We start from the raw sequence: 13,501 nt of genomic DNA, 5'->3' as shown, positions 1-13,501 counted from the left end.
CCATATTAACTACTACCTACTAAATAAAGGCTTAAATATTCTCTTGTTTTAACGCATCGATAATGTTTTCCTTCTTCACTTTGGAGCTTGCGTATAACATGGCTGAAATAACGATGATAAATACGGCAACGATGGCATATCCAATACTTATCCAAGGCATGGAGAATTCATAGGTAAAACTGTTCCCCAATCCTTTGTGGATCAGATACATGATGATAACGCTGATTGGAAGCCCGTAGAGTAATGACTTCATGCCATAAAATATACTTTCATAATTAATCATTTTATTAAAGCCTTTTGGTGTCATACCCACAGATTTCAACATCGCAAACTCTCGTTTTCGAAGTGAAATACTCGTCGATATGGTATTGAAAATATTGGCAATTGAGATTAACGTAATTAATGCGATGAACCCATACGTAAATACCGACATTAACATGATCATCTGTTCTTCCTTTTGTCTCTGTTGATACATATTACCAACATATATATTATTCTCTTTCATCTCTTCAATTTCTTGTTGTGTGGCCATAGGATCGGAACTATTTAAATAAAGATACGTCATTATATCATTAATCTTATGATCCCTTGTTAATTGATCCATGACTTGTTCAGAAACAATGATATTTAATTGACCTAAACCTATCGTACGAATTCCCATAGGGTATTGATCAGTAAATGCTGCGATTTCTATTTTTCCCAAATTGGTCTCTATTTCTGTTTCCCAATCCTTATTAATTAGATCAATGCTTTGACCAATGTTCATATGAATGGCCTTCGTTTCAACATACTTCTTCTCTAATTCCAATTTATAACTAATCGTATCAATCACAATCGCAGATACACGGTTCGGGTCCGTTAGTTGTTCATAATCTGCACCAATCGCTTGTGCATAGGTCTTTAGGCTTTGTTCATTTAATGAATTCACCCTAATAGAATAGGGATATTTTCCATTCTTAAGAATACTGTTATCATTCTTCAAGTCCTCTAGCAGTTCATCAGCAATGGTTGCTTTATCAAGCCATGTGTTAACACTTAGTTCCTTTACCCGGGTATACTCCGTTACATCCGGCAGAGTTAATATCGTTTGTATTAATAGATCATTCTTTTCAACTTTATTATTACCCATATAGACTTGAATATCGTAATTCACACCAGCCTGTGAGAGTTCAAGCGACTTCTTCATATTGGAGGTGTAAGAAGATACTGCTAGAAACAGCACTATACTAATCGTTAGGGAAAATACCGTTGCTTGATATCTTCGTTTATTCCTCTTTAAGTTCTTCAACCCTATTTCAGCTTCTATTCCAAATAACTTACGAACGAACTTAGACGTTTGCACTGTTTTACCTGTCAGCTTAACATCTGTTGTTTGTCGAATTGCATCAATAGCAGAGATCTTAGATGCTCTTATAGCTGGTATATAAGTTGAAATAAAAATCGTTAGGATCGAAATAGCACATGCAACTAATATGGACAATGGGGTAACGATTACGGTTAATGTTCCTGTTAGTCCTAAAGCACCTTGGATCATCGAGTTAATGAACCAGAAAGTAATTCCTATACCCGCAAGACCGCAAATGATCCCAATGGGGATACTGATTAAACCGATAATTGCTCCCTCGAAATACACTGAATTTTTCTTCTGTCTATTCGTCGCTCCAACACTTGATAACATACCTAAGTGACGATAACGTTCTGAGACGGAAATCGCGAACGCATTATATATTAATGATACTGAACCCACAATAATGACTCCCATAATAATCACGGACATCGAGAGAATGGTACTACGTAAGCTATCGTTATTCGTCACACCGTAAAACCGCAATAATTCATTATTAAATTCAATGGATTTAGAGTCTATGTTATTTGTCTTTGCTAAATCCTTTGCATGCGTAAACAGAGAGCTCTTCACCTTGTCTAATAGAACCGTAGCATTTACGATATCATCCGCGCCCAATATACTTTCGTTTACATAACTGAGGATCGTATACCCAGGTGCCCATGTTGGTTCCCATGTTGGACGTTTTATGAAGCCCACAATCGTGTAGCTTTCCTTTGTTGTATCAATTAATTTTTCGACAATTGCATCTTGCTGTATTTGTAATGAATCTATCTGTGATAGTGTTCGAACATTACCTTCTTCATCCTCAAATAATCGTGTTCCAACATCTAGGTTCAATGTATCCCCCAGTTTGTAAGATACTTTAGCCTTCGCAGCAATTTCCTCCGAGATCACAACTTCATTATCTGCTTGTGGAAGTCGTCCTGAACTTAACTCAATCGGGAATTTTTTGAAACCTTGATCATTATACGCCTTGATATATAAATAGGGTTTATTCGCATTCTCCGTTCCTGCTAAAAGGGCGTACCCACGATCTTTCGAAACAACTAGTGTCTTTGTTTCTTCATCCGCATCAATCGCTTTAAGTTGAGACTTGTTCACATCCTTGTAAAGGACATGCCATTCTCCAGTACTTGCAATTGTTTCTTTTTGCATTAAAGCCATAAAAGATACACCCAGGGTTGATACAGCCGTCACCATCGCTACGGATATAATGACTCCAATGATGGTCACAAGCGTACGTCTTTTATTCTGCTTCAAATGTCTTATGGTTAATTTATTGACAATATTCACGGACGAATCACCTCGTCCTTAGCAATCCTTCCATCTTCAATGGTGATGATTCGGTCCGCTTGTAGCGCAATCCGTTCATCATGTGTAATGACAATAAGCGTCTGCTTATAGGTTTTATTGAACATTTTTAATAATTCAATGATTTCATTTCCGTTCTTGCTATCTAAATTACCGGTTGGCTCGTCTGCTAACATGATTGCTGGATTACTGATAAGTGCTCTACCTATAGAGACCCGTTGTTGTTGTCCACCCGAAAGTTGATTCGGTAGATGGTTTAAGCGATTGTCTAGATTTAAAGTCTTCACGATCTCAGCGAACTGCTTCTTATCCACCTCATGTCCATCGAGCAACAAGGGTAGCGTAATATTCTCTTCCACCGTTAGGACCGGTATTAGATTATAAAATTGATAAATTAAGCCGATCTGTCTACGTCTGAAGATTGCCAACTCGGTTTCATTAAGGTTATAAATGTCTGTATTATCTACGAATACCTTTCCACTAGTCGGTGTATCTACACCACCAAGCATGTGCAGAATGGTTGATTTCCCCGAACCTGATGGACCGATAATCGCGACAAATTCCCCTTTTTTAATCGAAAAAGAAACATCATCAAGTGCCTTGACCGCTGTCTCCCCTTTTCCGTACGTTTTAGATAGATGTTCAATTGTTAATATATCCATTGTAAGACCTCCATATATGCTTATGAGATCATTATATCTGCCTAAAATGACTATCAAGTGACTGTAATATGACTATATAGTCACTTGTTTGTAGAACTTAATATGAAACTGAGTACCTTTTCCTACCTCACTCGATACATGGATATCGCCATTTTGACTTGTAATAATGCTGTGAGCCAGGGCAAGCCCAATTCCAATACTATCTTCACTTGCATTCTTCCCTTTATAAAATCGTTTGAAAACATAAGGTAGCTCATCCTTAGGTATTCCTTTACCGTTATCAGCAATGATGATCTCCGTAAACAAGGTGTTTTCTGTAAAAGAAATAGAGATTTCGCCGCCGTCATGCGTGTGCTCCACACCATTTTTCAGAATATTGATGATGGCTTCGGTTGTCCAATTAAGGTCGCCAATAAATGTGACGGTATCTTCGCCCTTTATCGAGAGTGTTTGTTCCTTTATATCCATAGGAATCAGTACCGGCTCTAATGATTTGCGAAGAAGCTTGTCCACCGATATGTGATCTTGTTTAAATTGTGCCGTTCCTGCATCAAATTTTGAGAACTTTAATAACGAAGAAACTAGCCACCCGATCCGCTCGAGTTGAATTCGAATATTACGAGTGAATTCCGTTCTTTTCGATGAAGGTAGTTCGGGTTCGCTTAACAGATCAGCCATTACCGTCATGGAGGTAAGTGGGGTTTTGAGTTGATGGGATATATCGGAAATAGCATTAGTAAGTTGGACTTTCTCATGTTGCAAAAGTGAACGCTGTTCGGATAACATTAGCGTTACTTTATAAATATCACTCTTCAGGATACTAAGCTCACCTTCTTGATTATCACGAACATCAAGAGCATAATCGCCAGCACTAATTCGACGCAAACCACCCGATAACTTCTCAATCTCGTTGTATCTCCATCTCGTAAACATGATGCAACATCCAATGAGTAAAGATGTAGTGATAGCAATGAGTAATGCAGCATTAAATGAAATCATTATGTACCCTGCAACGACTCCCACTAGACTGATCAAGCACATGGTTAGAAGGAACAATCGAATCTCTCTATTACGTAACAACCTAATCACCTACCTTATAACCTAAACCACGGACTGTTTTGATAATCGTCGGATCTTGAGGGTTATCTTCTAACTTTTCCCGCAACCGCTTGATGTACACAGTTAATGTATTATCATTCACGAAGTCGCCTGCCACATCCCAGATTCTCTCCAATAGCTGATTCCTTGAGAGGACTTGTCCTATATGGTTAGCAAAGATAAGTAATAACCTGTACTCTAAAGCAGTAAGTGAAATCTCATCACCATTCTTATAAACTTTGCCTTCAAGCGTGTTAATCCGGATATGTTCTATTTCAACAATTGATTTGGTCTGCGTCTGTTTATGATATCGCCGCAAGACAGACTTGATACGAGAGAGAAGTTCTCGAATACGAAAGGGTTTAGTGATATAATCATCCGCTCCCATATCTAACCCCATCACGACATTCACCTCATCATCAATCGCTGTTAAAAAGATGACAGGAATATCACTCCGTTCTTTCACAATCTTGCACAATTCATAACCAGTACCGTCAGGCAAGGATATATCAAATATACATAATGTGAATTGATCTAATTGTTCAGCTAATACTTTAGTAGCGGATGCAACATCATAACAAAGAACCGTCGTGAATTGATCTTGTTGCAGCGAATATTCAAGCCCTGATGCAATCGTTCTATCGTCTTCCACCAATAAAATTTTCATAGTAAGATCATCCTAACTTATTTGTACTTTGAGAATACTAACGATGAAAGTTATTGTATCACAATTAATAATGATACCTATATTTAGCTCCTGATGGATTACTTAATTTATCTTACATATCTAGAAAATAGACGTTCAACCAAGGTTGAACGCCACAAATACGACCATAAAGTTATCATGAAACGCTTATCTTATTGGAGAACAACAGTGTCTCCAACATTAAGTCCTGTGAGCACCTCAGTTTTGTCAGCTGTTTCTAATCCGGTTTCAATATCTCTTCGTTCGTATTGCCCGGCGCCCTTGTCCAACATCACGTAGGACACGTCCCCCTCATGAATAACAGCAATGCTAGAAATAACCGTGGTATTCTCTTTACGTACGGTTTCAATCTCTCCACTCATACTTAGTCCGCCAATAAGGTGCTCATTTGGTTGAAGTGAGATGACTACTTCAAATTGAGGTACCTGATTTGTGCTAGTCTTATCGGCAGCGGTAACGGCAAATTTAGACACCTTAGTCACCTCTCCAGAGAGCTTCAATTCTTTTAAAGCAGTGATTTTCACCTGAACCTTCATCCCTTGTTTTATGCGGAATATGTCCTGTTCTCCAACAAGTGCAATGAACTCTAGCTTATTAAGATCTACGATTTTACCGATGTATTGGTTGTCCGTCACAGATTGTGGTCGTTCACCCGTGCTGTCATACAGGAAGATACCGGTTGCTGGGGCGTGGTAGACCGCTGTTTTTAGCTTAGCCTTCTTATCTGCAAGCTCCCTCCGCTGAATATCTGCGTTCACCTTGTTAAGCTCATCATTTAATCGACCTGACTCCTGTGTCGCAAGCGCTTTTAAGCGTTCTGCCTCAGTCGCTCCAAGTGCAGTCGTCTCATCTTCCTGTTGGCTTACGAATTCATTTAATTCCGCTTCTAATTGCGTCTTGCGGATCATAGCATCTTGCGTTGCGATTTCGTTTTTCAAGGTTGATTGATCTAGTGTATACAATACATCCCCCTTTTTTACTTGCCCTCCATTTTCGACGTTCCATTCTGTTACCTTGGAAGCGAAAGGAGCATATACAAGGGTTTCTTGCTCATAGTTTGATTTCCCTTTAACTTGAACAGAATTGGAGATGGTCTCTTTGGTTGCCTCAAAGGTTATTGCCGGTTGGGTGTCAATGGGTTCCATCACCTCATTGGTCTTGAATAAATTAATATATAATAAGTACCCCACAACAAGAATGATCACTGCTAATATAACCCACTTTATACTCTTCTTCATCAATTCAGATTCCTTTCCACTTGATATCTCTAATCTCGCTTAATTGCCGTCAGTGCATTTGTTCTGGAAGCACTTATCGCTGGATAAATCCCTGAGAACACACCTGTCATTACAGCAAATGCAATTCCAATAGGGATCGTCATTATCGGAATGTTAATAATAATACCATTACCCGGTACCGGACCTGCAGCTGTGCCTATAAGCTTATTAATTCCAAACACAATGAGGTAAGAAATCAATACACCCAACATCCCGCCCATCATTCCGAGCAAAGCAGCTTCAGTAATGAACATATTACGAATTTGCCCCATGTTAGCTCCTAACACCTTCATGATCCCAATCTGACGGCGACGTTGATGTGTCGACATGGTCATCGCAACGATGATAGATATAGAAGCAATGATTAGAATAAATACCCCTACCCCTAGCGCTACCTTTTTAAACATATTGAATTCGTCCGCTAGCTGCTCTAGTTGATATAAATTCGTACTCGTCGTTAACGTTAACTTCTGAATAAGTTTCTCCACCTGCACTATGTTGTCTGTGCTGTCCACCTTTACAATAGCCGAGTTATAGACACCCTCTTGCCCGACTGTTCCATTGGTCATATTCAGTTCTTCGACCAATTGCTGTGCCGTTTCAAGCGACACATAGATGATCTTGTTATACGATTCCATCAGATCATCTGCACCTGAAGCCTTGTTAAGAATACCAAAGACTCGGAGTGGCGCGCTTTGTTGAATCTTACTCGCTGGGTTAGAATAATCCTTGAATTGTAGTTGAAATTGCTGTTGATACATCTGCGAAGGCAGGACGCTTAAGCTGTCAAATTGTTCTCTTAATTGGACATTATATGGATCATTCCCAAATCCCTCTAAAATTTTCCGCTTTGTCTCATCGTCGATCAACCCAAGTGTAGCTCCATAATTGAGAACTGCCATCCTGGGTAAATCAGATGCCCCACCTTGTAGAAAGGTCTTATCATATTTCGTTAACAGATGGAGATCCGTGCCAATAACCTGTACATCGCCTACACGATTATCCATTGTGAGCATCTGGCTATACCCTAGTTCTTGAAAAGGCGCAGCAGCGTTGACATGTTTCAATTTCTGTATAATCTCTAGCTTCTGCCGAGTTAACTTTCCAGGATCCAACTTATCGCTGACCTCAGGTGTACCCCCTCCACCTTGTGAAGGGATTCCTCCATTAGCCGTAACTGTAATCTCATCCATCTTAAAGCTCTGATTCAATTGTTTCTCTGAATAACTCTTTGCGGACTCCCCAATGCTTAAAGCAACAATGATTGCAGCACATCCGATAGAAATGCCAGCCATACAAAGACCCGTAACAACCTTTCGCCGCGTTACCTGATCCCAAGCCAGACGAGAGATATCACTAATTCTCAATGCTTATCCCCCCTTTGGGTTCCATTCCTACCAAAGAGCCTTTTTCAGATACTAAATAACCGTCCCGAAGCGCAAAAATACGTTGCATTTGCTCTGCCACATCCGTCTCATGTGTCACAATAATAAATGTCGTGTTCATTGTCTTATTCAATTGAAGCAATATTCCGATGATCTCTTCTTCTGTCTTCGAATCCAGATTACCCGTTGGCTCATCGGCGAAGATGACAGAAGGCTCTGTTATAAGAGATCGCGCAATACTGACACGCTGCTGCTGACCGCCAGACAGCTGTGATGGGAATAAGTCGGCTTTGTCCAGAATACCGACCTTATCCAGTAATGATAGGGATTTCTGCTTACGTATGGACGGAGACACGGATTGAAACACCAGCGGAAGTTCTACATTTTCTCGAACAGTCAGACTCGTGATCAGCTCATAGGCTTGAAAGATGAAGCCAATGTGCTTTCTACGGAATTCGGAGAGCTTATTCTCACTCATCTTCACGATATTATGATCTGCAATGTAAATATCACCTTCCATCGGTTTCATCAAACCAGCCATCAGATTCAGTAGCGTTGACTTACCAGAGCCTGAGCTTCCGAGAAGAGCAACCATTTCCCCCGGTTTGACCGTAAAGTTGATATCATGAAGCACTGGCGTCGATTCACTACCATTCTTGAAAAAATGTGTTACATTCTCAACTCGCAACATAAGAGCTGCTCCTTCTTATACAATGATATTTATAAAGTCCTATTTCTCTATTTCCAGGAGCCTATCATACGTTAACGGATACTCCTGGCTTGCCAATTCTATGCGTTCACCTTGGATTTCGTCATATAACGTTAATCTATAGTAGCCTCCATGCAAGTTCTTAAATTGATCACTACTAAAGGACATCGTAATCCTATTTTGATTTCCTTCTGTCAGATCTGTGCCAAGGATAAGAGACTTTTCCTGTGACTGCCCGTAATAATCTGTCATTTTAAGAATAAGCTTGTGGTTAAAGACACCTGTGTCGTAGCTGCTATCCTTAAAGAGGTTATATTTCATAATAATACTTATACTGTCGCTGCCTTCCTTAATCCTACCATCAACGCCTTGGATGGATAATGTATATGGGCTGAGCGTAACCTCCGACATATTCGCATAGGACGATTGCGGACTAATCCGTAGCGATCCAATATTGATCACACCTGTGCTTTCTTGACCTGGTTCACTTAACTTATTTCCTGTTATCCCCGGTCCCATATAGAACTTCATATTTGAAGTGCTTACGGATTTGGGTATCTTCGACCAAAAGGCAATTAATTGTTTACCTCCAGGCGCGGCAGCAATATCCGATTGATTAGATATTGCTTCGTAAAACTGGCCATCTGCTGTTTGGTAATAGGCTTGAAGACGTGCCATCTTACTCTGTCTTTTCTCCTCATTACTCATAAGCAACTCTGTATACACGATATTTGAGCTCGAACCAGCATATACAATTGTCTTTTTCTCCTGTACTTTTGCGTTCTTGCCTTTTCCTACAATCATAAAACTACCACCGCGCTCAATAGAATCTACATCGTTCACCGTATTATTCGAACTGAGTGAAAGAAAAGAGACATTCTCTTCGTTTACGATGGAATATAGATTAATTTGCATCTTATCGATATTCGATGCGTAAGGGATTTTAGTGAGTACATACATGTCGATGGTCTTCCCAGGTGCCAGTACTGCTACCTGTTTGTCCATAAATAGATCCGTTGAAGACGTCAAATCGTCTTCATCTATCGTCAATGATCCCTTTAAGTTTGGCAGTGTTAGAGTCGTCGACTGTGTGTTTGTGATACTTAACTTAGCAACAATGATATCGTCATCTTTCCAAGGAAAGCGTTGTAATGTATTAAGTTTATAAGAGAAGGTGCCATATGAATTTGTAGTCGTGTAATCTGATCCTTGTTGTGTGTCGGGACGAAGAGTGTATGGGATCGTGAAATATGCAATGGGTAACGTTAGCTTAGAACTCTTGACTGCTGATTCAGTTGAGGGATCTATGGCTACCACATCTGCCTTAACTTCCTCAATCAATTCCAGTAGCACGGGTTTCTGATCAACATCAAGCGGCAGTTCTGCATTGAACTGAAGGACCTTCTCTTCAAGTGGATTTAAGGTTATTCCGTTTAAAGATTTAGCCTTGATCGGAAATGCCTTCCCTTCTGACGACTTTACGGAAAGTGCATAAGAGGGCATGGTTACTGCCTTGTTACCTGAGTTTTTCAAGTGTAGTTGAAATGACCATATCCCCTTATTATTGTCAGTATACACTGTTGCATTGCTCAGCTTTGTTTCGATCGTATTGTTGTTAATTAAGATCTTTTTGATGATGTCTTTGCCCACAGTTAAATTGGGAGTCGTTGCCTTCGGAAGACTAAATGAAGCCTTTGGAAGTTCTACATTTAAGGTCTTATCCGTTTGGATGTATTGCAACTTCATGTTGGTGGTATCCAGATAGGGGGGAATCTCGGTCAGATAGTAGATTACCTTTTTCTCCCCAGGCTGAATCTTGTAGGTTGCTTGAGAGCTATCAAGCACCATTTCAAACGAAGTACCTCCTGCAGATAACAGATATACTTTATACCCTGGGTCTCCAAAAACCTTACTTCCTCTGTTGGTTAAGCTTATACCAGCTTTCGCATACGTTTTTCCGTTATATTGATAGAGTTTCAATGACTCGGTAGAGGCTGTAACGGGAACGTCATTCATCGTGGTATATACACTCTTCCCGCTTGCAACAGTCGGAGTATAATTGGTCGGCATGTTAAAAGTACCCACTTGTTTCAAATACCCCTTTGTTTTAGCGTCCCACACGTACATTGGAATCTTCAACCCTATTAATGAATTCGTTGTGCCAACGTTGACATAATACGTCACACGCGTATTCCCTTTAGGAAGCACCTTTTTTTTGAGTGCATCTCCGGTAACAGGGTTACCTGGAATGACCGTCCCTGAGGTAGTCATAACTCTTGAGAAATAATGGATCAAATTCAGATTGCGATTACTTCCATTAGAATAGTTCACCGTATATGTTAGAACGTTGCCCCCGTCCTGTGGCCAGATACTTACCTCCTCTAATGTAGCCTTAATATTAGTAGCGAGCTTAATAGAGTCCAAGTTGCTAGTTCGATTGGCCGTTGGAGAAGCTAGATTTGAAGTCGTAGTATTGGTAACTCCGGTTGAATTTGCGGCATTAACTTTGTGACCAGTCAACTGGGAAATGACAAGTGTACTTAATAGCAAGGCATGATATGTATTCCTAAGCTTCTTCATTAATTTACCTCCAATATATTTCACAATATAGATTGAACAATTAAATTGGTTATACTCCCCCCTTTGCCTTTAATGCTAATAAGATCAGTATAACTGCTAGAAGGAATATTCTAATGACAAATTAGTCACTTAATGTTTCTATCTTTCGAATCCTTTAGTATATTAATGTATCCTTACATTAATATGCAAAAGCAGCAAATCCAAATTTGGAATCTGCTGCTTTTCAACTAACCCTATATAATTGCCTATTTCCCCAACCTCAATAATGAATTCTTATATATAAATCATTAGGTATCCTTAACGCTTGATTGACCGATTAATCGATCCCGTCCAGAAGCTACACCAAATGTCAACAGTAACACTGCCATCACGAACATAACAATCAGTGGAATCTTCCACCCGTTCGTTGCGTCATGCAGAAATCCAAATAACGTTGGTCCTATGGCTGCCAGTAGATACCCCATCGATTGTGCCATACCGGAAAGTTCAGCCGCGTCATGAGCATTTGAAGTACGAAGTCCGAATAACATCATCGCTAGACTGAATGCACAGCCTGATCCAATGCCTATTAATATTGCCCACAATAGAGTAAGTGTATCATTACCTGAGAGAAGCCCCCCAATGCCAATGAAGTAGAACACCGCTGCTAGGATTACAAGGATATTCTGATTCTTCATTCGTCCTGCCAAAATAGGTACGATAAAGGTTACTGGAAGTAACGCCATTTGCATGATGGACACTGTCCAGCCAGCTGTATCTGAACTCACCCCCTGACTTTTCAGAATATCTGGAAGCCAGGAAATGACCACATAAAAGAGCATCGATTGCAGTCCCATAAAGATTGAAATATACCATGCGATAGGTGATTTCCATAAATTCGTGCGATTCTGATTGGTTGCTGAAGTGCTTGCTTGTTCTTGCTGCTTCTGTCTTATTTGTGGAATCCACACGATAAGAGCCACCAATGCTAATACCATCCATATTCCCAATGCGCCTCTCCAGCCCAAACCAACTTGGTTTGCCATCGGCTCACTGATTCCAGACGCAATTGCACCACTGAAATTCATTGAAACCGAATAAACACCAATCATAATACCGATTTTTAAAGGATACTTATCTTTGATAAGGCTCGGCATGAGTACATTACACATTGCTATCCCTAAGCCTAGAATGATCGTTCCGATTAGCAATGAAATAATACCTTGAGAAGAACGTACTGCCATTCCTAAGATAAGAAGGAACAACGAACCGAAGAGAACCATTGGCGTACCATACCGACGAGCCAATTTCGGTACTAGAGGTGAAAGAAGTGCAAAAGCTAATAACGGTAGTGTCGTAATCAAACCGGCTATCGTATTCGATATCCCTAAGTCATCCCGAATGGTTCCAATGAGCGGTCCTACTGAAGTTAAAGGCGCACGCATATTGGTTGCTATCAAAATAATACCTAAGACAAGTAGCCATCCTTTGGATGGGATATTCGATTGTGTGTCAGATCTAAGTTGTGATGATTTCACTTACATTTCCTCCATCTTTATAACTTTTTTTAATTCATCAAAGAACTGTTGTACGTTTGCAGTAGCTTCTTTGGCATCTTGCGCCGCAATAGCCTCCACAAGTTGATGATGCTCGTCATGTGGAAGTTCTTCAGTAAATCTTTTTCTTAAGAAAATGGTGATGGATTCCTGGATGGATTCCGTAATATGAGCATACAGGTCGATGAGCATTTGATTGCCGGTCGATTCCACAATCGTCTGATGTAATTTCAGATCTGCGGCCACATAGCCTTCCATATCACGACTTTTAGTATACGAACTACATTCTCCCTGATAAAATCGAATCTTCTCCAAGTCCTGTTCGGTTCGTCTTTCAGCAGATAACCTTGCTGCTTCCTGCTCAAGTGCATTCCTAACCTCCAACGTATCAAGCAAGCTCGAATGTTGAATACGCCGTTGAATAGCTACGCCAAGTGTACTACCAGAGGAAACATATGTACCGTCCCCTTGCTTCGTTGTTAATACACCTGCATGACAAAGAGCCCTTATCCCTTCGCGTAAAGTATTCCGGCTAACATTAAGTTCAACAACTAGGATCGGTTCAGCGGGTATCTTCTTGCCTATTTCCCATTCACCTGATTCAATTAATGATTCTATCTGTAAAATGACTTGGTCGACTAGATTAATACGCGTAGTCTTCGTTAACATGTATCAAACCTCCAAACATAGGATGATTGGTTCTATCTTATTAAAATACCATAGAATCATACTTGTGTACATACGATTCAATCTACGATGGTTATTCGCTGACAATTGGAAGACTCAGATATTGTCATGGAAATGAGAAATAACCCTTGAGGGACAAGGGTTACTAGAGATTCGGATACATTAGAATGCTTTAATAATCATTGAGGAACTTTGAATTTAGA

At 40.1% G+C, this 13,501-nt stretch carries 10 protein-coding genes; all 10 read right to left on the bottom strand.

Annotated elements, in window-relative coordinates:
* Nucleotides 1-31: 31 nt before the first annotated feature.
* The 10 genes from BW961_RS04810 to BW961_RS04765 all read right to left on the bottom strand — a co-directional run bounded on the left by BW961_RS04810 (nt 32) and on the right by BW961_RS04765 (nt 13,280).
* Entirely contained in the window at nt 32-2,641 is a 2,610-nt protein-coding gene (locus BW961_RS04810) for an FtsX-like permease family protein (RefSeq protein ID WP_068581405.1), read from the bottom strand.
* Nucleotides 2,638-3,321 carry an ABC transporter ATP-binding protein gene (locus tag BW961_RS04805; protein WP_068581402.1) on the bottom strand — a complete coding sequence of 228 codons (684 nt, stop codon included), beginning with the start codon at nt 3,319-3,321 and terminating at the stop codon, nt 2,638-2,640. The genes BW961_RS04810 and BW961_RS04805 overlap by 4 nt, the downstream gene beginning before the upstream one ends.
* Before the next feature lie 72 nt (nt 3,322-3,393).
* Nucleotides 3,394-4,401 (bottom strand): sensor histidine kinase, encoded by a 1,008-nt coding sequence (locus BW961_RS04800; RefSeq protein WP_068581399.1) that lies wholly within the window; start codon nt 4,399-4,401, stop codon nt 3,394-3,396.
* Nucleotide 4,402: 1 nt separating this feature from the next.
* Nucleotides 4,403-5,086 (bottom strand): response regulator transcription factor, encoded by a 684-nt coding sequence (locus BW961_RS04795; RefSeq protein WP_068581397.1) that lies wholly within the window; start codon nt 5,084-5,086, stop codon nt 4,403-4,405.
* Nucleotides 5,087-5,277: 191 nt separating this feature from the next.
* On the bottom strand, nt 5,278-6,363 hold the full coding sequence (locus BW961_RS04790; RefSeq protein ID WP_068581394.1) for an efflux RND transporter periplasmic adaptor subunit: 1,086 nt from the start codon (nt 6,361-6,363) through the stop codon (nt 5,278-5,280).
* A 29-nt stretch (nt 6,364-6,392) separates the two neighbouring features.
* Nucleotides 6,393-7,769 carry an ABC transporter permease gene (locus tag BW961_RS04785; RefSeq protein WP_068581391.1) on the bottom strand — a complete coding sequence of 459 codons (1,377 nt, stop codon included), beginning with the start codon at nt 7,767-7,769 and terminating at the stop codon, nt 6,393-6,395.
* Nucleotides 7,759-8,478, bottom strand: coding sequence for an ABC transporter ATP-binding protein (locus tag BW961_RS04780; RefSeq protein ID WP_068581388.1), 720 nt, complete (start codon nt 8,476-8,478; stop codon nt 7,759-7,761). The genes BW961_RS04785 and BW961_RS04780 overlap by 11 nt, the downstream gene beginning before the upstream one ends.
* A gap of 39 nt (nt 8,479-8,517) precedes the next feature.
* Nucleotides 8,518-11,076 (bottom strand): hypothetical protein, encoded by a 2,559-nt coding sequence (locus BW961_RS04775; RefSeq protein WP_068581385.1) that lies wholly within the window; start codon nt 11,074-11,076, stop codon nt 8,518-8,520.
* A gap of 287 nt (nt 11,077-11,363) precedes the next feature.
* Complete coding sequence (locus BW961_RS04770) at nt 11,364-12,593, bottom strand: CynX/NimT family MFS transporter (RefSeq protein WP_068581380.1); 1,230 nt, start codon at nt 12,591-12,593, stop codon at nt 11,364-11,366.
* The gene (locus tag BW961_RS04765) at nt 12,594-13,280 is read right to left on the bottom strand and encodes a FadR/GntR family transcriptional regulator (RefSeq protein WP_068581379.1); all 687 of its coding nucleotides are present in this window, start codon (nt 13,278-13,280) and stop codon (nt 12,594-12,596) included.
* Between the last annotated feature and the right edge of the window lie 221 nt (nt 13,281-13,501).

The organism is Paenibacillus macquariensis, from assembly GCF_900156375.1.
Classification (GTDB): Bacteria; Bacillota; Bacilli; order Paenibacillales; family Paenibacillaceae; genus Paenibacillus_AQ; species Paenibacillus_AQ macquariensis.
This window is presented reverse-complemented; position numbering and strand designations above follow the sequence as displayed.